We start from the raw sequence: 22,174 nt of genomic DNA, 5'->3' as shown, positions 1-22,174 counted from the left end.
ATTCAGTCGCCGGCCTGAAGTATTAATGAAAAAAATTGGGCTGGAGCAATACAAACTTCATCAAAATAGATTTCAAGGTAACAATCAGAGATATGAAGACCTTGTGCCGGAACAGATTCCCGTCATCAAAATTTCCATCATCGATTCGATGATCTTCCAGAGTACGAATCACGCTATCTTCAGCATAAGGGCGACGTACAAGCCTAACAGGGACAGCAGGGATAACCCGAATGCATAGAGGCGCTTTCTGCGCTTTACCTTTTCCGTATCTGTCCAGATCATCGGAATTGAACCCAGTATCGGCTTGCCCGAAATTTCCCGCAGACTGATCTGGCTGTGGAAGGTAGGTCTAACCTGGCTGATAACGAACGCTATACCGATCCCCGCCAGTAAAGAGCCCAGGAAAACGATGGAGAAGAATTTTGCACGATCCGGACCAACGGGCCTGTCAGAAACCGTCGGGGGATCAATGACACGAAACGACACCAGGTCTGTAGTGGAACCCAGATCTCCCGAGATTTTGGCCGACTCGCGCCGCTCGAGAAGTTTTTCGTAGTTTGCCTTGTTTACCTGGTAATCCCGGTTGAGCTGCGCCAGCTCAGCTTCAACCTGCGGCACGGCATTGCTCAAGGACTTGAGGCGCTCGTAGCGAGCGCTGTATTCTTCCACCCGGGCATTCATGGATGCCACGTCAGCTTCCGCATCCGCCAACGCCACATTGAGTTGCTGCAACATCGGACTATAGTTTTTGCCCGGATCCGAGCCGTTCCTCGTCAGTTTGGCCTCTTCGATCTTGCGTTCCTCAAGCTGGGCAATGAGCCGCTTCGCCGCAATGATATCCGGGTGCAACTCCGTGTAGTTTAGCCTGAGTGCGTCGAGATTCTTGTTCAAAGCCTGAATTCGAGAATCAAGTTCCACATTGACTATCGATGAAGCCGATCCGTCCTGATCCACGAGGAGAACAGGTTCATCACCCGTGATCTGGCGTTTGATCGCATCTCTCGCCTGCTGCGCCTCGCGCAGTTCCAGCCTGGTTTTATTGAGATCGTCCATCGCCTGGGACAACTGGGAATAGTAGTCATTGCCTTGTTGCGGCATTATTCCGATGTTCTTCTGTTTGAATGCCTTGAGATTATTTTCCCCTGCGATCAACTTCTCCTCATAAGATTTAATTTGCTCATCAATGAAGCGAATGGCCGATGAAGAATCCTGACTCTTGTTTCCAAGCCCCCCTTCAACAAAAAGGGTCAATAAAGATTGGACAATGTCTTTGGCGAGTCTTGGATTCTGATTGTTGTAGGAAATAGTGAAGAGGTTATCCCGCCCCGTAGTCCCCAATTTGATTTTATCCATGAGCTCCTTCACGAGCCTTTCCTGATCCTTGGTGTCTTTTGCCTTGATATCGAGATCCACCATGCGAATGACTCTCTCCACATTGGGACGGCTGATCAGGGTACGGCTCATGATTGAAATCTGTTGCTGTGTGTCTGGCGAAACCGTCATGCCCTGCAACAACGGCTTCAACACATTTTGGGTATCGACATAAATCCTGGCGGACGCCTGGTAATCATCAGGGAGTTTATAAACGATGACCCAGCCGATCACTGCGATGAGCCAGGCTGCCGCCACAGCAGCCCAACGATATTTCCATACCCCTTTCAGATAAACCAGCAGTTGGGTTGTCAACTCCTCCATATTGTCAAACGGTCCTTAGAGATGCGGTCAATGATGGGGAGGATAAAGGCACTCCCGTTGTCTTGGAATAGTTTCTAACCAGGATTTTCATTACCCCTGGCATTAGTTCTTGCTGCTTCATGGAGCTGAAATAAATATATGGCGCTTATCGAATAGGATGAATGTCTTGTCTCATTGTAACCGCTGGAGGAATAGAAACCGGAATGGAACAAGCCGCTGTTTCTATCCCTATTCCTGGAATGATTTTCTTCATTTCAACTTACCGGGTAATGAAAACCTTATCGAAATGCCGTTACAGGAGGATTAAGTCGCCACAGCGGAATTTCGTTCGATCAGAAATAACTTTCCGGTATGACAAGTACATCTCCCTGCTTCATGGGTACGTTGGCCGTCACATCCCCATCCCGGATCAGATCGTCCAATCGCACGCTGAACTGATGTTGTTTCCCATCCACGTTACGCACTATCCTGGCGCGATTACCCGCGGCAAAATCAGTTATACCGCCTACCGCAATCAAGACGTCCATCAGCGTCATCTCCTCCCGATAAGGCAATGCCTGAGGTTCGGCTGCTTCCCCTATCACCCGAATCTGCTCGGAATATGGACCTACAAATTCTGTCACCACAACAGTCACGACCGGTTGCTGGATGTACTTCGACAATGCCTCTTCGATATCTCGTGCAAGCTGCGTCGAAGTCTTTCCACTTGCCGACAGATCCTCTACCAGAGGGGTGGTAATCTTGCCATCAGGCCGAACGGGCACCGCCATGGAAACTTCAGGATTGCGCCAGACAATGATATCGACATTATCTCCCGGGCCGATCAGGTAATCGTGTGCAATGGGTTTTTCATCTGGATTCAGGGAGGGGTATGTTTTGCAACCCCCAAGGGAAAGAAGGGGAAGTACAACAGCAAAACAAGAGAACCATGTTGCGGTACGGATACGAAGGGCGTTCACCGAATTTCCTTTTTTGTTGATTAGAAAATGCCTGAGTCGAAGAGGGATTATTGACCTTCAATGTAAAATAAAGATGCTATAAGTCAATACACCTGTCAAGACAGTATTCATGTGCCCGAAACAGCAATATAACTGTGCATCGTACCGTATTTCAGCACTGCCGGAGTCCGGAAGAATGTCTGCAACATCGATGGCCGACAATCCAAACTTCTCGATTCAGCCGTTGCAACATCCCTCCGGTTCATCCATACGCTGGAACATGCCGCACATCCTATCAACTTGAGGAGCGGGAGCGAATTGGACTTTAGTACACCCTTACGGCACAGTATGTTAAGTTCCGTACAAAACTCAAATTATTTTTTCGGGATCGACGCATCTTCGATAAAAAACGATAGAGGGCGCTGCTGATGCAACGCCCAGCGTACGTGTTCGCGTATCAGAGACGAAGCGTCATCAAGTCGCGCTCGCAGTGCTTGGATGACAGATTGGGAGAACGGCGCATTCCCCAAGCCGACGGCCAGGTTGCGCAGCCACTGCTCATGCCCGATTCGCCGAATCGGACTTCCGGCAAGCCGTGCCTCAAACTCCTCTCTGCTCCACCCGAACAGTTCGATCAGAGACGCGCTATCCAGGCCGTTTCGCACGGAAAAATCATCTTCATTGGTAATTGCTGCAAATTTGTTCCAAGGGCAGACGAGCTGACAATCATCGCAGCCATATACCCGATTACCAATCAAAGGGCGCAATGATTCGGGAATACTGCCCTTATGTTCGATAGTAAGATAAGAAATACAACGTCGCGCATCCAGCCGATAGGGCGCTATGATCGCTTGCGTCGGGCAGATATCGATGCACTTCGTGCAACTCCCGCAGTAATTGCCTATGGGGTGGTCCACGGGCAGCGGCAGATTCGTAAACAACTCGCCCAGAAAGAACAGAGATCCCGCATCACGGGAAAGCAGCAGCGTATGCTTTCCGCGCCAGCCAAGGCCCGATTTTTGCGCCCACTCAACTTCCATTACCGGCGCGCTGTCGCTGAATACACGGTAATTCAAGCATCCTGTTTCCGCTTCGATTTTTTCCGCAAGTTTTTGCAAGCGTCCGCGCAGCACTTTGTGGTAATCCCGACCCAGAGCATAGCGCGATATGAACGCGCGGGTGCCGTCCTGGATGACCTGCCAGCTGTCCTTTGCGACCGGTGTATAATTCATGCGGACAGAGATCACCCGAAGCGTCCCGGGCACGAGCTCGGCAGGACGAGTACGCCGGGTGCCGTGTCTTGCCATATAATCCATCTCCCCGTGACAACCCTGGTCCAGCCATTCGAACAGGCCTGTCTCCGCCTGTCTCATGTCCGCGCCCGCATCGGCAATGGAAACCTTCTGAAAACCGAGCTTCTTCCCCCATTCCTTGATGGACGTGGCGAGTTGCGGAAGATCGACAGTAGAGTCAGGAAGATCTTTCAAAGATTCCGGAGATAGTTCGATGGATGGATCGTCTTTACGCATATTCATATCATACCGGCTCTGCCGCCATTCATCACCTTGATAGCTCTTCACCAGACCTGCCACCTCGCCGATGAAGCCGCTACCCTGGCACTTGGAACTGCAATAGCTCCGGCGTTGCGTCCGGGCCTTGTTGTATTCCTGCAGGGCGAACTGGGAGCAGGCAAAACCACATTTACGCGCGGCATATTGCGCGGGCTGGGTTATCAGGGAAAAGTGAAAAGTCCCACCTATAATTTGATTGAACTTTATAAAATTTCTAGGTTATACTTGTATCATTTTGATTTCTATCGTTTCAATAACCCCAACGAATGGGAAGAAGCAGGCTTCCGGGATTATTTCAATGCAGACTCGATCTGTCTCGTGGAATGGCCGGAAAAGGCGAACGGACTATTGCCCCAAGCCGATTTGAAATTTATATTCAAGGTCGCAGAAGGGCGTGATGTTGAAATTCAGGCGGATACGGAGGCCGGCAAACTGTGCGTGAAACGATGGCAAATCTCATCGAGGAACAATATGCTGGGTTGAAGGGGTGGCGCCCACAGTCTGTTCCTTCAGTCTCACAATCCTTGCGCTCAACCCGTTTCTCCTCTATTCGAAACCGTCTGGCAGCTGGCGCATGCCTGTCAATCACGGCACTCCTGTTATCGTCATCTGCCAGCTCTGTCTGTGCTCAAGAAAAGATACGTATCAGTTCCGCCCGTATCTGGCCATCCGAGGAATACACTCGTCTTACGCTTGAATCCGCTTCCGCCATTCGCTACACCCTCACTACGGTAAAAGATCCGGACCGCGTGGTCGTTGACCTTGAGGATGTCTCACTGACACCGGAACTGAAAAGGCTGGCAGACAAGATAGATCCCTCGGATCCGCACATTCACGCCGTGCGTTTTGGTCATTTCAAACCAGACATACTGCGGCTGGTACTTGACCTGAAAACCGAAGTTGAACCTCAGGCATTTGTCATTCAACCCGTTGGAACCTACGGACATCGACTTGTTCTGGACATCTACCCTGCTATTCCACCTGATCCGCTCATGGCCTTTCTGAATAACAAGGACAAAGCAGGATACATGCTGCGGGACGAGCCGAACAATGGTATCCATGTCAGTTCAAGGACCGAAATCGAAACTGCCCGGAGCAGTGAAGCGGCAAGAAAAAACAGGCCGGAAATGATTCGTCTCATCACTGTCGCCATTGATCCCGGGCACGGTGGGGAGGACCCGGGCGCGATAAGCCGGCGCGGTACCAGGGAGAAGAACATCACTCTGGCCATCGCCAGGAAGCTGAAAGAAAAGATAGATAGGGAGCCGAATATGCGCGCGGCCCTCACCCGTGATGGAGATTATTATATTTCACTGTCGCAGCGGCTGGTAAAAGCCCGTCAACTGAATGCGGATTTGTTCGTATCGGTGCACGCGGATGCCTTCAACAAACCGCATGCCCGCGGTTCATCGGTGTTTGCTCTTTCAGAACGGGGCGCCACTTCGGCAGCTGCGGGATGGCTGGCAAGAAAAGAAAACGAGGCGGACCTGGTCGGCGGCGTCAACCTCGATATCCCGGACCCCTTTCTCAAGCAGACTTTGCTGGATTTGTCCCAGACAGCAACGATCAACGACAGCCTCAAACTCGGCAAGGCGGTCCTCTCCAAGATAGGCAATATTAACCATCTGCACAAGGCGGAAGTCGAGCAGGCAGGCTTTGCCGTCCTCAAGTCTCCCGACATTCCATCGATCCTGGTCGAGACGGCATTCATCAGCAACCCGGATGAGGAAAGGAAACTGAGAGACCACGGTTATCAGGACAAGCTGGCCTCCGCAATACTCGCGGGTATCAAACGTTACTTCGCTGACAATCCTCCCCTCTCGCGTTCGAGACTGGTTTCCCTCGATTAGCGATTAGCCTCCGCTTTTTCTTTCCGGGGCATCCTGCAGCCTCTCCCGCTGCTGCCTGCCCCGTTTCTTGCTTCTGGCTCACCGGAATTTGATTGTCCGGAATGCGGGTCAGATGATGCAGCGTTCCGAGAGGCCGGGTTATTCTGGCAGGATGTTAAAGCTGAATGATTGGAATAAAGGAAAATAAAACGGCAACTTCAGAAGCGGCAGATCATTTGCGAACGTCTTCTATGGTTCCCAAATGAAATCCGAGTTGCCCGCGACGCCGTTCCTCGAAATAACGGTTCAGCGGTTCGCGTATAACGCGGAATGCGAGTGTGTCCCAGGGAATTTCCGACTCCTGAAAAAGTTTGACGTCGAGACTCTCGATTCCCGGTTTGAAATCAAGATCCAGGAGTCGCGCCCGAAACAGCACGTGCACCTGGTTGATATGCGGCAAGCTATAAATCGAATAGAGTTCGCCCATTTCCACCCGCGCATTTGCCTCTTCCCAGGTCTCACGTTCGGCTCCCTGAGCCAGCGACTCGGCATTTTCCATGAAACCGGCGGGCAACGTCCATAAGCCGTGGCGCGGTTCGATGGCGCGCCGACAGAGCAATATCTTATCCTCCCATTCCGGAATACAACCCACCACAATCTTCGGGTTCTCGTAATGAATAATACTGCAAGTGGAACAAACATGACGCGGCAGCGTATCGCCTTCGGGGATACGCAATTGCACAGGCATGCCACAGTTACTGCAGTATTTCATCAGCGCTGATCTTAGATAACCCGTTCAGGAAAACGTTATTTTCAAAGGACAATTCTGTGGCTAAACCGCATAAGAATGTAATCCATCGATAAGTTTATCTGTTTTACCTGCTTCCTTTCACATCTCGCATCTTACTCCGGTTCCTTCGTATCTTTTCTGAATGGGGCGCTATCCTCCAGCGCGTGGATGTAGCGATCGATGTCCCGCGTTTCCCGCTCCAGGTAGCTTCCTATTGCAGCAGCAAATTCAGAATGAACCAGCCAATGGGCTGACCAGGTTCGCACCGGCAGGAATCCGCGGGCAAGCTTATGTTCACCCTGGGCACCGCCTTCAAACAAAGAGAGACCATTTACGATGCAGTATTGGATGGCTTGATAATAGCAGGTTTCGAAATGCAGTCCCGGCACGAATTCCCGCGCGCCCCAGTAGCGTCCGTACAATGTGTGCGAGTTATGGATATTGAAAGCAACGCCGATCGGCTTCTTGTTCCGCAGCGCCAGAATCAACAGGATGTTTTCCGGCATGCTTTTGCCGAGCCGAATGAAAAATTCCAGATTCAGGTAGGGTCTGGAGTGGTGCTCGCGGTATGTATTGTTGTAGCAATCGATAAAGAAGTTCCAGCGGTCCTCGTCCATATCATTTCCTGAGAGCCATTCGAAGTGGATACCCAGGTCCTGTACCTTGCGCCGCTCCTGCCGGATCTTCTTGCGTTTGCTGTAACTCATTCCTCCCAGAAAATCCTCGAAATTCTCATAACCTCTTCCCGGCCGGTTCTTCCAGTGAAACTGGACGCCGCATCGCAACATCATCCCCGCTCTCTCCATTTCCCGGGCCTCATGCTCCAGGGGAAACAGGCAATGTAATGACGACATGCTTGCTCCGGCGTTTCCTTTTCGCACTATCGCAAGAGCGGTTGAAATGAGCAATGCGCGCTGTTCGGGAGTTTGGGCAAGCAGCCGCTTTCCGGTGATTGGACTGAACGGTATGGCGCTCAGGAGCTTGGGGTAATAGTCATGATCGGCACGTTCATAAGCGTTCGCCCACGCCCAGTCGAACACATACTCTCCATAGGAATGGTTTTTGAGATACAACGGCATTGCACCCTGCAAAATGCCTCCCTCCCAGAGAGTAACGAACCGAGGCGACCATCCCGTTCTTTTCGAAGCGCATCCAGCTTCGTGCAGCGCGGAAAAAAATTCATGCCGCAGGAACGGGTCGTCACCCGCCAGTGCATTCCATGCGGGAGCAGATATATGCTCGGGAGAATCCGTTACTTTTATTTCCAATTTGCCAATTCCGGGGCGCTTTTTCCGCGTGGGACGCGTGCCTGGAGTTCGTTCTGGTATCATGTAAGCATAAAAACAGACCAGCCCAATTGACCGTCAAATGAAGCTCGCCATTGCTCAGATCAATTGTACAGTCGGCGACCTCGACGGCAATACCCGAAAGATCCTCGATTATGCCAATCAGGCAAAAAATGCGGGAGCCAGACTGGTCGTAACCCCCGAACTCGCCTTGTCCGGATACCCCCCGGAGGACCTGTTATTGCGCAACGGATTCCGGCATGCATGCCAGAATGCGCTTACAGAGTTGGCTGGCAAGATAAGCGATATCACCGTTGTAGTCGGACATCCTCATCTCGCTGCGGATAAACTGTACAACGCTGCATCGGTAATATGCAACGGTAAAATCATCGCTACGTACCTGAAAAATTTTTTGCCTAACGATAGCGTATTCGATGAGCGACGTTACTTCGAACCGGGCTTCCGACCCTGCGTGTTCGAACTGGATGGAATCAGATTCGGTATCAACATTTGCCAGGACATCTGGCAGGAAGGTTCCCCCACACGTGCAAAAGAAGCCGGTGCAGAAGTGCTGCTGGTGCTGAATGCTTCCCCTTATCACATGAACAAACAGGCATTGCGCTACGATCTGGTTCGGAAGCGTATCGATGAAACGGGATTATCGATTGTATATGCCAATCTTATCGGAGGCCAGGATGAACTGATATTCGATGGCGCATCTTTCGCCATGAACGCCAGAGGCGACGTGACTCATCAGTTCGACGCTCTGGCGGAAGCACTCGGCGTGCTCGAATTGAAGGGAACCACGCCCGTAACAACAGAAATCGCACCGCTTGAAAGTCTGGAAGCGAACGTTTATAAAGCGCTTTGTCTCGGAGTAAAGGACTACATAGGAAAAAACCGCATTCCTGGCGTATTACTGGGGCTATCAGGCGGCGTGGATTCGGCGCTCACCATGACGATTGCGGTGGATGCACTGGGTGCGGACAAAGTAAAAGCAGTGATGATGCCCTCACAGTTCACTACCGACATAAGCTTGCTGGACGCCCGCGCCATGGCGCGAACATTGGGGGTGCGCTATACCGAGTTTCCAATCGAACCGGTATTTGGAGAATTCAAGGATACGCTTGCCAAAGAATTTGCCGCGTTACCCCATTCTGACGTTCCGGATCTTACCGAGGAAAATCTGCAAGCCCGGATACGCGGAACTTTGCTGATGGCGTTATCCAACAAATCCGGCGCCATCGTCCTCATCACGGGCAATAAATCCGAAACGGCCGTGGGCTACTCCACTCTATATGGGGATACGGCAGGTGGCTTTGCCGTCTTGAAAGATGTCACCAAAACGATGGTGTACAAGTTATGCCAGTACCGTAACAGGTTAGAAAAAGTTATTCCGGACCGCGTTCTCAGCCGAGCACCTTCAGCGGAATTGCGTCCAGATCAGACTGACCAGGATAACCTTCCGCCTTATGCGGTTCTGGATGCTATTCTGGAAGAATACGTGGAACATGATACAGCGCTTGAGGAAATTCTGCGCATGGGCTACGACGAAAGGGATGCGCGTCGCGTCGTACAACTGATCCGGCAGAATGAATACAAGCGGCGACAGTCTCCACCCGGCATTCGCGTGACCTCCCGCGCATTCGGCAAGGACTGGCGTTATCCTATAACAGCGCGGTATCAGGACCAGTTTTAGGAGCGATCTGGAAGAAATGCGCAAAAGGCATGTCAGCGGATTAAAATGGCGGTATGCGGCAGACATCGGAAGCCGCGAGGAAAAGGCCTCTTATGGCTTTATGATCAACATGATGAGTAAAAGGAATGCTTCATGAAAAAAATCGAGGCTATCATCAAACCTTTCAAACTGGACGAGGTATGCGAAGCGCTCAATGAAATCGGGATAAGCGGACTGACAGTTACTGAAGTGAAAGGATTTGGAAGGCAAAAAGGCCATACCGAGCTATACCGGGGTGCGGAATACGTGGTGGATTTTCTGCCCAAAATAAAGATCGAAATCGTAGTGCTCGCGAAACAGGTGGACAGCGTTATCGAGACCATTATCAGTAGCGCGCGTACCGGAAAAATCGGGGATGGCAAGATTTTTGTCACGGATATCGAACAGGTCGTAAGAATACGCACGGGCGAAACGGACGAGGCCGCGGTCTAGACCAATCTCTGCTCATGATGGTTCGCTTGAGGATCGAGAGTGGCCCGATGGTTCAGCGAACCGGGATGATAAACGACTGTACCCAGTAAAGGGAAAATCGGTGGTCACACATAACTGAAACCAGGATAAGCCCGTTCCATTCGTGCAGAGGATTGAATCCACCCTTGCACTCTCCCTGATTCCTGCTCGCCTGATCCCGCTCCTTCCATTGCCTCCCGGTATACCTCGCCCTTGTCACGTGGAACTTCACGCGGGAAGCGGTATCTTATCGACCATGAAATTGCGCCACATAATGCTTTTTTTGCCGGCACTATTCACGGCGAATGTCCATGCCGAAGGTCTGCCGGACCTTGGCGATGTATCTCAAGCAACCATATCTCCAAGAGAAGAGCGGGAGCTCGGGCTGAAAATAATGTCCGAGATCCGTTCGGACCCCAGTTACCTGAACGACGCGGAAATTGACGGCTACCTCACCCGTCTCGGCAGTCGTCTGATTTCAGGTTCCAATGAGGCGCGCCCCGAACAGGAGTTCGAGTTTTTTGCCCTCCAGGATCCGACTCTCAATGCATTTGCATTACCGGGAGGTTTCATGGGATTCAACAGCGGCCTGATTCTCGCGGCGCAGTCGGAATCCGAGTTGGCAGGAGTGATGGCACACGAAATCGCGCATGTCACGCAGAAGCATCTTGCGCGCATGATCGCCGGGCAAAAGTACAGCATGCTGACTTCCCTCGCCTCGATGGCGATAGCTATCCTGGCTTCTCGCGCCAATCCCCAGGCGGGTCAGGCTATTCTCGTGGCCTCGCAGGCAGGCCAGATTCAGAAACAATTGAACTTCACCCGAGAGCATGAAAAAGAGGCGGATAGAATCGGCCTGGGTATATTGGTCGGGGCAGGACTTGATCCACGGGGTATGCCCGATTTTTTCGAGCGCATGCAGAGGGCTACCCGCTTTCTTGAAAACGGCGCTCCTTCATATCTGCGCACTCATCCCGTTACATTCGAACGCATCGCTGATATCGAAGGCCGCACGCAGGGCTTGCCCTACCGGCAGGTACCGGACAGCCTTGATTTCCAATTGGCGAGGGCTAAATTGCGGGCATCCATAGAAAAACCCGCCGATGCCGTGAACTATTTCGAATCGATTCTGCGTGAAAAACGATACACCAATGAGACGGTGGAACGGTACGGACTCGTAACAGCCCTGCTCCGGAGCAGAGAGTACCAGCGCGCGGACAAGGAGTTGGCGCGCCTGTATGACAGCCTGCAGCCCGAGGGCGCGGGAGAGACCCTCCAGAATCATCAACTCGGGACCTCCATTCGGATTCAGCGCAAAGTGACCTCCTCCAGTCCCATGGTAGAAACCCTGGCTGCCCGGGTCAAACTCGCGGCCGGGCAGACGACCGAAGCGTTGGATATCTATCAAGCGGCACTAGTGATATTCCCGCAGCACCGCGCGTTAATCTACGATTACACCGAGGCGCTTCTGAGCAGAGGCAGTGCGCAGGATGCGCTCGACTTCATCAACCGGCAATTGCAGTTCGACCCGAATGACGTACGCCTCTATAGATTGCAGGCGCAAAGCCATGAAGCGCTGGGAAACACTCTGCTGCAACATCAGGCGCTGGCCGAAGTGTATTCACGTCAGGGTAATTACCCTGCAGCAATCGAGCAGTTGCAGATCGCGCTTAAAACAGATGATGGCGACTTCTACCAGATGTCGAGCGTGGAAGCACGTCTCAGGGAATTGCGCGAACTGGCTGCCAACGAGTCCAAAAAAAAATAGAGCTCGGCAGGTTCGATTCTACCGGCCGGATAATAGATATCCACCCTTGTCTACCGCTGCCTCCCTTCAGGGAGGCTCTGACAGTCTGGGGAGCGCTCCTACAGAAAGGAATTCGCGGATAGCCAAACCCCCGCTCCCTTGATAAAATCGGATTCTTCCCACGCATAATCCACGGATCATCAAACTCAGGAACAACCATGACAAGACATTTTGGCTCAACTAAAAACATTGGCACCTTCTATCCACCGCAACGCGTCCTGATGGGTCCGGGACCTTCCGACACGCATCCCCGGGTTCTCGCGGCAATGGCTCGTCCCACGCTGGGCCATCTTGACCCGGTATTCACGGACATGATGGAAGAATTGAAAAGCTTGCTGCGGTATGCCTTTCAGACTTCCAATCTCCTGACCTTCCCGGTTTCAGGCCCGGGCTCGGTCGGCATGGAAATGTGCTTCGTCAATATGGTGAACCCTGGCGACAAGGTGATTGTATGCCGCAATGGGGTGTTTGGCGGACGCATGATCGAGAACGTGCAGCGTTGCGGAGGCACCGCTGTGGTGGTGGAAGACAAGTGGGGCGCCCCGGTTGATCCACAAAAGGTGGAAGATGCCTTGAAGCAGAATCCGGACGCAAAGATCGTCGCTTTCGTTCACGCGGAGACTTCCACCGGGGCTCTGTCGGATGCCAGAACGCTTTGCGAAATCGCTCATCGCCATAATTGCCTCACTATCGTCGACACGGTCACCTCCCTCGGCGGCTCTCCGGTAAAGGTGGACGAGTGGAAGATTGATGCCATCTACTCCGGCAGTCAGAAATGTCTGTCATGTCCCCCCGGCCTGTCGCCCATCAGTTTCTCGGAACGGGTGGTTGATCTCGTCAAAAGCCGCAAAACCAAGGTGCAAAGCTGGTTCATGGACCTGAACCTTCTGTTCGGCTACTGGGGAAGCACGCGCACTTACCATCATACCGCTCCTACCAATGCGCTCTATGCCTTGCACGAATCACTGCTGATGTTGTATGAGGAAGGATTGGAGCATTCGTGGGCCCGCCATCAGCGTAACCATGAAGCACTCAAGGCGGGATTTGAAACACTCGGGATGGAGTATCTCGTGGAGGAGAACTCTCGTCTGCCGCAGCTCAATTCGGTCCATGTGCCACAGGGAATCGATGAGAAAGAGGTGCGCCGCAGATTGCTTGTTGACTACAGTCTCGAAATCGGCGCGGGCCTCGGGGATTTTGCAGGCAAGATCTGGCGTTTCGGCCTCATGGGCTACTCAAGCCGGATGGAAAACGTCATGCTGTGCCTGGGTGCTTTGGAAGCGGTATTGTCCGATATGGGTATGAAAATCGAACAGGGCACAGCGGAAGCAGCAGCACATCAGACCTATGCTGCTCATCCGTTGCCGGTGGAAAGTAAAAAGACCGCCAAGGCAGCGTGATTGCGGGATAGGTGGAGAGAAGCGCGACCCCTCCCGGATGGAGGGGGACCGCGCCAGGTTTTCCGTCTTCGCTCACTCCATCACCGTGCTGTCTGCACTGTCTTCGTTGCTCGCTCATCAGCTTCTCGTGATCATTTGATCTGAAAATGGGGTGAACTACAGCCCCAATCTTTGCCAAACGGTTGTCGTTAGTCCTGCTGAGTTCAACGTGTAGAAATGCAACCCGGGCGCACCAGCATTCAGTAGTCGAGCGCACAGATCGGTAACGACATCCAGGCCGAAGGCGCGTATGGAAGCAGAATCATCTCCATAACCTTCCAGCCGCTTTCTGATCCAGCGTGGTATTTCCGCCCCACAGGTATCCGAGAATCTGGCAAGCTGGGAAAATCTATTGATTGGCATGATGCCCGGAACCACCGGAATATTGATGCCCATCGCCTCACATGAATCGACAAAGTCAAAATAGGCGTCCGCATTGTAGAAATACTGGGTAATGGCCGAGTCTGCGCCGGCTTCGATCTTGCGCTTGAAGTTCTTCAAGTCTTCCTGAGCAGTTCTGGCTTGCGGGTGGTACTCCGGGTAGGATGCCACATCGATATGAAAGGCGTTGCCGTACTCACGGCGAATAAAGGCTACCAGCTCGTTGGCATAGCGGAATTCTCCTCCTTGCGCCATTCCCGAAGGCAGATCACCCCGCAGCGCAATCAGATGGCGAATACCGCTGCTGCGGTACTGTTCCAGCATGGTGCGAATATTTTCCCGGGTTGCGCCAATACAGGAAAGATGGGGTGCAGCGACCAGGCCTTCTGCCTGAATTTCGAGCACGGTTTCCAGGGTACGATCACGTGTCGATCCTCCCGCGCCGAAGGTTACCGAGAAGAATTTCGGCTTGAGTTGCGCAAGTTGACTGCGCGTAGCGCGCAGTTTCTCTATTCCTTCCGCAGTTTGCGGTGGAAAAAATTCGAAGCTGAATGTGGGAACAAATTTTTTTTGAGATTCCATGGCAAAGCAGAAAAGCGCGGGGAGGGTAAAAAGACGGTAGTCTAACCACCTCTTTCCTTCACCGCGCTAATCCAAACCTGAAAAAATCAATAACGGTACATTGTCGGCTTGTACGGTCCGTCAATGTCCAGATTCAGGTAGCTCGCCTGTTCCTCCGTCAGTCGCGTAAGTTTGGCGCCCAGCTTTTTGAGGTGTAATCGCGCTACTTTTTCATCCAGATGCTTGGGTAACACGTAGACGTTTTTCTGGTAGCTGGCGCCATTCTGCCAAAGCTCTATTTGTGCCAGAACCTGGTTGGTGAATGAAGTCGACATGACAAAGGAAGGGTGTCCTGTTGCACAGCCAAGATTCACCAGTCGTCCCTTTGCCAGCACAATGATACGGCGGCCGGTAGGAAAAATGACGTGATCGACCTGTGGCTTGATATTCTCCCATTGGTACTTCTGAACCGAAGCAATATCGATTTCAGAATCGAAGTGGCCAATATTACAAACGATTGCCTGGTCTTTCATTCGCACCATATGATCATGGGTGATAACTCGCAGATTGCCGGTGGCAGTCACGAAGATGTCCGCCTGATCGCAGGCTTCATCCAGGGCGACGACGCGATAACCTTCCATTGCCGCTTGCAGTGCGCAAATGGGATCAATTTCCGTTATCCATACGGTGGCTCCAAGACCGCGCAGGGATTGAGCACAGCCTTTGCCGACATCACCGTAACCACACACTATGGCGATCTTTCCGGCAATCATGACATCGGTCGCCCGCTTGATCCCGTCAACCAGAGACTCGCGGCAACCGTACAGATTATCGAATTTGGATTTGGTGACGGAATCATTCACGTTGAATGCCGGAAACGGCAACTCGCCTTTCTTTTGCATTTCATACAGACGATGGACGCCGGTAGTGGTTTCCTCCGTCACCCCCCTGATATTGGCGCGCCGGGTGGAGTACCAGTTCGGGCTGACGCTCAAGCGCTTGCGAATGGCGGCAAACAAGGCTTGCTCTTCTTCGTTGGCAGGACTGGCGATGACAGACGGATCTTCTTCCGCCCTGCTGCCAAGGAGAATGAGCAAGGTGGCGTCGCCGCCATCATCCAGAATCATATTGGGACTACCATTACCCTCCGGGGTATCCCCTTGCCATTCAAAAATACGGTGGGTATATTCCCAATACTCATCCAGAGATTCGCCCTTATGGGCAAATACGGGAATGCCTTCCGCTGCAATGGCGGCCGCGGCATGGTCCTGAGTCGAGAAAATGTTGCACGAAGCCCATCGTACTTGAGCGCCTAGCTTGGTAAGCGTTTCGATCAATACCGCAGTCTGAATGGTCATGTGCAGGGAACCGGCAATGCGTGCCCCTGCAAGAGGCTTGGCACCGGCATGCTCTTCCCGTAGCGCCATCAGACCCGGCATCTCCGTCTCGGCAATGGCGATTTCCTTACGCCCCCATTCCGCCAGGGACATATCGGCAACTTTATAGTCGGTAAAGCCCGCGGACGCGGAAGCAGGACTGAGCACAGCGTTCATAAGATTTTCTCCTGAAAATGAACGAGCGCCGTTGTAGCGATCCTTCCTTGCCGAGCCTCGCGGGACAATGCCCGTTGCAGCGCTCCTCGGTCTGGAAGGGTTGGTGATGTGATCTTAAGCCTGAAGACTGACCGGTTCGGTTTCCGCGGGTTCAATTCCCGCTTCCTCGCGCAATTGTGCAGCCTTATCCGTGGATTCCCAGCTGAATTCCGGTTCATCCCGGCCAAAATGGCCATAGGCAGCAGTCTTCTCGTAGATGGGACGCAGCAGATCAAGGCCGTGGATGATGCCGCGCGGACGCAGATCGAAGTGCCGCTCAATCAGTTTGACGATTTTATCGTCCGGAATTTTTCCGGTTCCAAAAGTGTCGACCATCAGCGAAACAGGGCGGGCAATCCCGATCGCATAAGCCATCTGTACCTCGCATCTGCTGACGATACCGGCCGCAACAAGATTCTTTGCCACATATCGTCCGGCATAAGCAGCGGAACGGTCCACTTTGGACGGATCCTTGCCGGAGAAGGCGCCACCGCCATGATGCGCGGTCCCCCCATAGCTGTCCACGATAATCTTCCGACCGGTCAGTCCGCAATCTCCCATCGGTCCCCCCACCACGAAACGTCCTGTCGGGTTGATCAAATACCGGGTTTCGCCATTCAGCATTTTTTTCGGAAGCACGGGTTTGATGACTTCCTCAATAATGGCTTCACTCAAATCGGTGTGGCTGATATCCGGGTGATGCTGTGTGGAAATGACAACGGTCTCGATTCGCTGCGGCTTGCCATTCAGGTAACGTACTGAAACCTGCGACTTTGCATCCGGACGCAGCCACGGGAGGCGCCCGTCTTTTCGCAGTTCCGCTTGGCGCTCCATCAGTCGATGGGCATAGTAGATCGGCATGGGCATCAATTGCGGCGTCTCATCGCAGGCATAGCCGAACATGAGACCCTGATCACCTGCCCCCTGGTCCATTTCCTCTTCCTTGGTGCGGTTGACCCCTTGCGCGATATCGGGGGACTGTTTATTGAAAGCAGTCAGCACTGCGCAGGTATTATAGTCAAAGCCGATATCGGAACTGTTGTAACCAATGCGCTTGACCGCCGCGCGCGCGACTTGCATGTAGTCTACATTGGCCTGAGTGGTGATTTCGCCTGACATGACGATCAGACCGGTACTGCATAACGTTTCGCAGGCTACCCGCGCATTGGGATCCTGAGCCAGGATAGCATCGAGGATGGAATCGGAAATTTGATCGGCCACCTTATCGGGATGACCTTCAGACACGGATTCGGAGGTAAAAAGATATTCACTCATTTTGTCCAGCCCGCTTAATCGTAAAAGGTCTGTAGAATACCAAATTCTACGCTTATTAAGAAGGCGGATAATACAATACGGCTTGGCATGCCGATGTTTCCATACCTCGTGCTGTAATTCTTATTCTTGCAACGCTTGATGAATGAAGCTCAAGTTCACCAAAATGCATGGCCTCGGCAACGATTTCGTTGTCATTGACGCCGTGAATCAGCAGATTTCGCTCTCGCCGGAACAATTGCGGCGCCTTGCCGACCGCCATTTGGGAGTAGGCTGCGACCAGATTCTGCTGATCGAAAAGGCGGAAGGCGATGCTGATTTCCGCTATCGCATTTTTAATGCCGACGGAGGAGAAGTGGAACAATGCGGCAATGGGGCGCGCTGCTTCGTTCGCTACGTGCATGACCATGGTATGACAGACAAGAAGGAGGTAAGGATTGAAACACTAAGTGGGGTGGTTATTCCGAAGCTTGAAGCAGACGGGGAAGTAACGGTCAACATGGGTGTGCCGAAATTCGATCCCGTTGAAATTCCTTTTATCGCCGAACAGCGAGCCCCCACTTACCCCCTCCCTCTGGATGACAAGCAGGTGGAAATCAGCAGTGTATCGATGGGCAATCCTCACGCGGTCCAGGTAGTATCGGACCTGGATAACGCGCCGGTCCTGACGGAGGGTCCAGTTATCGAAAAGCATTCACGTTTTCCTCAGCGAGTAAATGCCGGATATATGCAAGTCATCGATCCTCATCATATCCGGCTGAGAGTCTACGAGCGGGGCGCGGGGGAAACCCTGGCTTGCGGCACGGGTGCCTGTGCAGCGGCGGTTGCGGGAATTCAGCGAGGACTGCTCGAATCGCCAGTCAGGGTGAGCTTTTCTACTGGAGATCTGTTCATACGGTGGGAAGGGGAAAATCAGCCGGTCTGGATGACTGGTCCTGCCGTCGCCGTTTTTGATGGAGAAATCGAGTTGCAGTTTTAAAAAACAGAAAAGATATGAAATCAAGTTTCGAAGAGATAGCAGAGTATCTGCGTGCGAATCCGGAGTTCTTTGAAGCATATGCAAGCATGCTGGCAGATATTCAGGTGCCCAATCCCCATAACGGGAGGGCAATTTCCTTAAGCGAGCGTCAAATCCTGGCATTGCGGGAAAAAAACCAGATTTTGCAGAATAAACTGGAGGAATTGGTCCTGTTCGGCAAGGAGAATGACGCTATCGCGGAAAAAATGCACAAATTGGCAGTCTCGCTCCTCACCTTCAGACGTTTGCCCGATCTTCTGGATGGGCTCGCCTTTGCGCTGCGTGAAAGCTTCTCGGTGCCTCACAGCGCGCTTCGCATCTGGAATACTGGTATTGACGAGCCCCTGCCACCGGAATTTTTACCCGTCAGCAACGAGGTTCATGCGATGGCGGAAAATTTGCTGCACCCTTATTGCGGACCCCATATTCCGGATGAGATCAGAAGCTGGTTCGGTGAACAGGCCGAACATCTGCGTTCATTTGCGATGACAGCATTGCATGGGGATCAAACTATCGGATTACTGGTAATGGGCAGTGAAGAATCTCAGCGGTTCTATCCGGAGATGGGGACAGTTTACCTTGCGCGTCTCGGTGAACTTGCCAGTGCGTCATTGAGACGTTTTCGCACCGCCTGAGAATGGGAAAGAGGCAACACCCGGGAAAGAGGCAACACCCGGGAAAGAGGCAACACCCGGAATCCTTAACCGGTCTGAACAATTCCGGCAAGATGTCCGAAAAGAGGCAGGCCGAACTTGCCTCCGCCTATCTCGCTTATCTTTCCGTCACGCGACGACTGTCGCCGCTCACCTGCAAAAGTTATGCCCACGATCTCGATGTACTGATGAATCTCTCGCGGGGAATCGCGCTGGAGCATTTGCAAATCCACCATATCCGGCGTTTTCTTGCTCAGGTGCATGCAAACGGATTTTCCGGCAGGAGCCTGGCGAGAATGCTGTCTGCATGGCGGGGGCTCTACAATTACCTGGCGCGACATCATGGTTACACGTGTAACCCCTGCGCCGGGGTGCGGGCACCGAAGTCCCCCAGGATCCTGCCTCGCACCCTGTCGCCTGATGAGGCCTTGAAGCTGCTGGAGTTTGATACTCCCGATCTGATTGCCTTACGCGATAAAGCCATGTTCGAACTCTGCTATTCTTCCGGATTGCGGCTGGCGGAACTCACGAACCTGAAGCTCGAGGATTTAAGTCTGACGGACGGGATCGTGCGCGTTACCGGCAAAGGGAATAAAACGCGGGATGTGCCGGTAGGAAGCAAAGCCATACAAGTAGTGGGGGAATGGATAAAACAACGGGATGCGCTCGCCAGGCCAGGGGAAACGGCGCTATTCCTGTCCCGCCACGGGAGGAACATCAGCCGCCGGTCGATCGATCAGCGCCTGAAAATTCAGGCAGTAAAGCAAGGAATCAGCGGGCGCATCCACCCGCACGTGCTGCGGCATTCATTTGCATCACATGTACTGCAATCCAGCGGCGACCTGAGAGCGGTGCAGGAGATGCTGGGGCATGCCAGCATCAGCACCACGCAGGTATATACCCATCTCGACTTCCAGCATCTATCGAAGGTCTATGATGCAACACACCCGCGCGCCCGAAAGAAGAATGAGTCTTGAGCCGCAAAGATGAACCGGACTACGGATTGGCGCAAACACTGTTTGCATTCTTCTCGCGAATCGGCGTTATAATCTTCGCTCTCCAATTACCGGGCTAGACATGGCAGAATACCACGGCACAACCATACTTTCCGCTCGGCGCGGGAACCACGTCGCGCTGGGCGGCGATGGCCAGGTAACGCTGGGAGCGGTGGTAGCCAAAGCCACCGCACGCAAGGTTCGGCGGCTGTATCACGACAGAATCCTGGCTGGATTTGCCGGAGGAACGGCGGATGCCTTTACTTTGTTCGAACGTTTTGAAGGCAAGCTGGAAAAACATCAGGGACACCTCATGCGTTCGGCGGTGGAACTGGCAAAAGACTGGCGCACCGACCGGATTCTGCGCAGACTCGAGGCTATGCTCGTCGTCGCCGATCCGGCCGCCACCCTCATTATTACCGGGGCGGGAGATGTAATAGAACCCGAGTTCGGGCTGGCGGCAATCGGCAGTGGCGGTTCCTACGCGCATTCAGCGGCACGCGCGCTTCTGGAAAATACTGATCTTACATCGCCGGAAATCGTCAAGAAGGCGCTTACCATAGCCGGGGATCTGTGTATCTACACCAATCAGAACCACGTAATCGAGGTTCTGGAGTAGCGGCCGAAGAAAATGAACCCGGAAAGATAGGACTGACACCTCTATTCCGGTATAACCTTATGCCTTGTATCGTTTGTACTGTTGCTTTGATTTCTCTCACCTCTTGCCTTTATCGCTGACCTGATCATGTCTCAACTGACTCCCCGGGAAATCGTCCACGAGCTTGACAAGCACATCATAGGTCAGGATGCCGCCAAACGTTCGGTTGCCATCGCGCTCAGGAATCGCTGGCGCAGGCAGCAGGTACAGGATCCACTGCGCCAGGAGATCACGCCCAAGAATATCCTGATGATCGGTCCGACGGGTGTCGGCAAGACGGAAATAGCGCGTCGGCTCGCGAAACTTGCGGATGCGCCATTCATCAAGGTCGAGGCAACCAAATTTACCGAGGTAGGGTATGTTGGGCGTGACGTGGATTCGATCATCCGTGATCTTGTGGAAGCCGCGGTCAAGCAATCCCGGGAGCGTGAAACGCAAAAGATGCGCGCACGCGCGGAAGACCATGCCGAGGAGCGCATACTCGATGTGCTATTGCCTGTGGCCAGAGAAACGGGTCTGCAGATGGAATCCATCGAAGCGGAAAGTGCTACCCGCCAGAAATTTCGAAAGAAGCTGCGTGAGGGAGAGCTCAACGATAAGGAGATCGAAATCGAGTTAGCGACCCCGCATACCCATATGGAAATCTTTGCTCCCCCCGGAATGGAAGAGCTGACGACGCAGATTCAAGGCATGTTCCAGAATCTGGGTGCGGAAAGAAAAAGGATGCGAAAGCTTAAAATCCGCGAAGCGATGAAGCTCCTTATCGATGAGGAAGCCTCGAAGCTGGTTAATGATGAGGAATTGAAACTGCGCGCGGTGCAGAATGTCGAGCAGAACGGCATCGTGTTTCTGGATGAAATCGATAAGATCACGAGCCGTTCCGAGACTTCGGGGGCAGACGTATCGCGCCAGGGCGTTCAGCGGGACCTGCTGCCTCTGGTCGAGGGTACCACGATTTCCACCAAATATGGCATGATCAAGACAGATCATATTCTGTTTATCGCCAGTGGAGCCTTTCACCTCGCCAAACCTTCCGATTTGATTCCCGAGTTGCAGGGCCGGTTTCCAATTCGGGTTGAACTCACCAGTCTCAGCGCCGGCGATTTTGTACAAATCCTCACTAATACCGATGCCTGTTTGAAACGTCAATATGAAGCGCTGCTTGAAACTGAAGGGGTAAGGCTGGAATTTACCCCTGATGCGGTCAAACGTCTGGCGGAGATCGCCTTTGCAGTCAACGAAAAAACAGAGAATATTGGAGCACGCCGTCTTTATACCGCAATGGAAAAACTGCTGGAGGATGTTTCGTTCAATGCGGAGAAACACCATGGAGATGCGGTTGTCATTGATGCCGCCTATGTGGATAAACGGCTCGGCGACCTGGCGCAGAGCGAGGATCTCGCCCGCTACGTGCTTTAAGAAATCGCTGAAGGCTTTTCCATCTTCAGAAAATTTATCATCTCCATAAGAAAGAAGATTATCTCGTCACGATACCGCACTA

Annotated in this window: 19 protein-coding genes and 1 riboswitch; of the genes, 11 read left to right on the top strand and 8 right to left on the bottom strand. The window is 52.8% G+C overall.

The window, feature by feature from the left end; translation table 11 throughout:
• Positions 1–168: 168 nt before the first annotated feature.
• The 3 genes from BMW46_RS06165 to queG form a co-directional block, all read right to left on the bottom strand.
• Positions 169–1,695 (bottom strand): XrtA system polysaccharide chain length determinant, encoded by a 1,527-nt coding sequence (locus BMW46_RS06165; RefSeq protein WP_074706109.1) that lies wholly within the window; start codon positions 1,693–1,695, stop codon positions 169–171.
• 332 nt (positions 1,696–2,027) lie between these two features.
• Positions 2,028–2,654 carry an XrtA/PEP-CTERM system exopolysaccharide export protein gene (locus tag BMW46_RS06160; protein ID WP_074706107.1) on the bottom strand — a complete coding sequence of 209 codons (627 nt, stop codon included), beginning with the start codon at positions 2,652–2,654 and terminating at the stop codon, positions 2,028–2,030.
• 353 nt (positions 2,655–3,007) lie between these two features.
• Positions 3,008–4,162, bottom strand: coding sequence for a tRNA epoxyqueuosine(34) reductase QueG (gene queG, locus BMW46_RS06155; protein WP_218141767.1), 1,155 nt, complete (start codon positions 4,160–4,162; stop codon positions 3,008–3,010).
• A gap of 36 nt (positions 4,163–4,198) precedes the next feature.
• Between queG and tsaE the strand changes: the two genes are divergently transcribed.
• A complete protein-coding gene (gene tsaE / locus BMW46_RS06150) occupies positions 4,199–4,687 on the top strand; it encodes a tRNA (adenosine(37)-N6)-threonylcarbamoyltransferase complex ATPase subunit type 1 TsaE (protein WP_081355697.1) in 489 nt (162 codons plus the stop codon).
• Complete coding sequence (locus BMW46_RS06145) at positions 4,684–6,054, top strand: N-acetylmuramoyl-L-alanine amidase (protein ID WP_081355721.1); 1,371 nt, start codon at positions 4,684–4,686, stop codon at positions 6,052–6,054. The genes tsaE and BMW46_RS06145 overlap by 4 nt, the downstream gene beginning before the upstream one ends.
• A 211-nt stretch (positions 6,055–6,265) precedes the next feature.
• Here BMW46_RS06145 and BMW46_RS06140 read toward each other — a convergent pair whose 3' ends face one another.
• Complete coding sequence (locus tag BMW46_RS06140) at positions 6,266–6,805, bottom strand: NUDIX hydrolase (protein ID WP_074706102.1); 540 nt, start codon at positions 6,803–6,805, stop codon at positions 6,266–6,268.
• A gap of 131 nt (positions 6,806–6,936) precedes the next feature.
• Positions 6,937–8,091: a GNAT family N-acetyltransferase gene (locus BMW46_RS06135; protein WP_081355696.1), complete on the bottom strand. Its 1,155-nt coding sequence runs from the start codon at positions 8,089–8,091 to the stop codon at positions 6,937–6,939.
• 100 nt (positions 8,092–8,191) lie between these two features.
• Here BMW46_RS06135 and BMW46_RS06130 point away from each other — a divergent pair, with 100 nt between their 5' ends.
• The 4 genes from BMW46_RS06130 (at position 8,192) to BMW46_RS06115 (ending at position 13,504) form a co-directional block, all read left to right on the top strand.
• Positions 8,192–9,808, top strand: coding sequence for an NAD+ synthase (locus BMW46_RS06130; RefSeq protein ID WP_074706096.1), 1,617 nt, complete (start codon positions 8,192–8,194; stop codon positions 9,806–9,808).
• 132 nt (positions 9,809–9,940) lie between these two features.
• Complete coding sequence (locus tag BMW46_RS06125) at positions 9,941–10,279, top strand: P-II family nitrogen regulator (RefSeq protein WP_074706094.1); 339 nt, start codon at positions 9,941–9,943, stop codon at positions 10,277–10,279.
• Positions 10,280–10,421: 142 nt separating this feature from the next.
• Positions 10,422–12,065 (top strand): M48 family metalloprotease, encoded by a 1,644-nt coding sequence (locus BMW46_RS06120; RefSeq protein ID WP_371113499.1) that lies wholly within the window; start codon positions 10,422–10,424, stop codon positions 12,063–12,065.
• A gap of 197 nt (positions 12,066–12,262) precedes the next feature.
• Positions 12,263–13,504, top strand: coding sequence for a pyridoxal-phosphate-dependent aminotransferase family protein (locus BMW46_RS06115; protein WP_074706087.1), 1,242 nt, complete (start codon positions 12,263–12,265; stop codon positions 13,502–13,504).
• 156 nt (positions 13,505–13,660) lie between these two features.
• Here BMW46_RS06115 and metF read toward each other — a convergent pair whose 3' ends face one another.
• From metF to metK, 3 genes are all read right to left on the bottom strand, one after another.
• Positions 13,661–14,506, bottom strand: a complete 846-nt coding sequence (gene metF, locus BMW46_RS06110; RefSeq protein WP_074706084.1) for a methylenetetrahydrofolate reductase [NAD(P)H] — start codon at positions 14,504–14,506, stop codon at positions 13,661–13,663.
• A gap of 86 nt (positions 14,507–14,592) precedes the next feature.
• Positions 14,593–16,038, bottom strand: coding sequence for an adenosylhomocysteinase (gene ahcY, locus BMW46_RS06105; protein WP_074706081.1), 1,446 nt, complete (start codon positions 16,036–16,038; stop codon positions 14,593–14,595).
• 16 nt (positions 16,039–16,054) lie between these two features.
• A riboswitch (S-adenosyl-L-homocysteine riboswitch) is annotated at positions 16,055–16,132 on the bottom strand.
• A 20-nt stretch (positions 16,133–16,152) separates the two neighbouring features.
• Positions 16,153–17,352, bottom strand: a complete 1,200-nt coding sequence (metK, locus tag BMW46_RS06100) for a methionine adenosyltransferase (RefSeq protein ID WP_074706079.1) — start codon at positions 17,350–17,352, stop codon at positions 16,153–16,155.
• 142 nt (positions 17,353–17,494) lie between these two features.
• On the opposite strand from metK, the gene dapF reads away from it, so the two are divergent.
• From dapF to hslU, 5 genes are all read left to right on the top strand, one after another.
• On the top strand, positions 17,495–18,328 hold the full coding sequence (gene dapF, locus BMW46_RS06095; RefSeq protein ID WP_074706076.1) for a diaminopimelate epimerase: 834 nt from the start codon (positions 17,495–17,497) through the stop codon (positions 18,326–18,328).
• Positions 18,329–18,342: 14 nt separating this feature from the next.
• Positions 18,343–19,002, top strand: coding sequence for a DUF484 family protein (locus BMW46_RS06090; RefSeq protein ID WP_074706073.1), 660 nt, complete (start codon positions 18,343–18,345; stop codon positions 19,000–19,002).
• Positions 19,003–19,094: 92 nt separating this feature from the next.
• Positions 19,095–19,997, top strand: a complete 903-nt coding sequence (gene xerC / locus BMW46_RS06085) for a tyrosine recombinase XerC (RefSeq protein ID WP_074706070.1) — start codon at positions 19,095–19,097, stop codon at positions 19,995–19,997.
• Between the two features lie 100 nt (positions 19,998–20,097).
• Positions 20,098–20,634: an ATP-dependent protease subunit HslV gene (hslV, locus tag BMW46_RS06080; RefSeq protein WP_074706067.1), complete on the top strand. Its 537-nt coding sequence runs from the start codon at positions 20,098–20,100 to the stop codon at positions 20,632–20,634.
• Positions 20,635–20,760: 126 nt separating this feature from the next.
• Positions 20,761–22,092 (top strand): ATP-dependent protease ATPase subunit HslU, encoded by a 1,332-nt coding sequence (gene hslU, locus BMW46_RS06075; RefSeq protein ID WP_074706065.1) that lies wholly within the window; start codon positions 20,761–20,763, stop codon positions 22,090–22,092.
• Positions 22,093–22,174 lie beyond the last annotated feature (82 nt).

This window comes from Nitrosospira multiformis (genome assembly GCF_900111585.1).
GTDB lineage: Bacteria > Pseudomonadota > Gammaproteobacteria > Burkholderiales > Nitrosomonadaceae > Nitrosospira > Nitrosospira multiformis_B.
Note: the sequence above shows the minus strand (reverse complement) of the source record. Positions and strands in the feature narration are given on the sequence as shown.

What these genes read in the sequence shown, in the direction of transcription:
- BMW46_RS06125 (WP_074706094.1), top strand. Translation starts at nt 9,941, where the DNA reads ATGAAAAAAATCGAGGCTATCATCAAACCTTTCAAACTGGACGAGGTA.
- BMW46_RS06165 (WP_074706109.1), bottom strand. Translation starts at nt 1,695, where the DNA reads ATGGAGGAGTTGACAACCCAACTGCTGGTTTATCTGAAAGGGGTATGG.
- xerC (WP_074706070.1), top strand. Translation starts at nt 19,095, where the DNA reads ATGTCCGAAAAGAGGCAGGCCGAACTTGCCTCCGCCTATCTCGCTTAT.
- dapF (WP_074706076.1), top strand. Translation starts at nt 17,495, where the DNA reads ATGAAGCTCAAGTTCACCAAAATGCATGGCCTCGGCAACGATTTCGTT.
- BMW46_RS06090 (WP_074706073.1), top strand. Translation starts at nt 18,343, where the DNA reads ATGAAATCAAGTTTCGAAGAGATAGCAGAGTATCTGCGTGCGAATCCG.
- BMW46_RS06130 (WP_074706096.1), top strand. Translation starts at nt 8,192, where the DNA reads ATGAAGCTCGCCATTGCTCAGATCAATTGTACAGTCGGCGACCTCGAC.
- metF (WP_074706084.1), bottom strand. Translation starts at nt 14,506, where the DNA reads ATGGAATCTCAAAAAAAATTTGTTCCCACATTCAGCTTCGAATTTTTT.
- metK (WP_074706079.1), bottom strand. Translation starts at nt 17,352, where the DNA reads ATGAGTGAATATCTTTTTACCTCCGAATCCGTGTCTGAAGGTCATCCC.
- hslV (WP_074706067.1), top strand. Translation starts at nt 20,098, where the DNA reads ATGGCAGAATACCACGGCACAACCATACTTTCCGCTCGGCGCGGGAAC.
- hslU (WP_074706065.1), top strand. Translation starts at nt 20,761, where the DNA reads ATGTCTCAACTGACTCCCCGGGAAATCGTCCACGAGCTTGACAAGCAC.
- queG (WP_218141767.1), bottom strand. Translation starts at nt 4,162, where the DNA reads ATGCGTAAAGACGATCCATCCATCGAACTATCTCCGGAATCTTTGAAA.
- ahcY (WP_074706081.1), bottom strand. Translation starts at nt 16,038, where the DNA reads ATGAACGCTGTGCTCAGTCCTGCTTCCGCGTCCGCGGGCTTTACCGAC.
- BMW46_RS06115 (WP_074706087.1), top strand. Translation starts at nt 12,263, where the DNA reads ATGACAAGACATTTTGGCTCAACTAAAAACATTGGCACCTTCTATCCA.
- BMW46_RS06140 (WP_074706102.1), bottom strand. Translation starts at nt 6,805, where the DNA reads ATGAAATACTGCAGTAACTGTGGCATGCCTGTGCAATTGCGTATCCCC.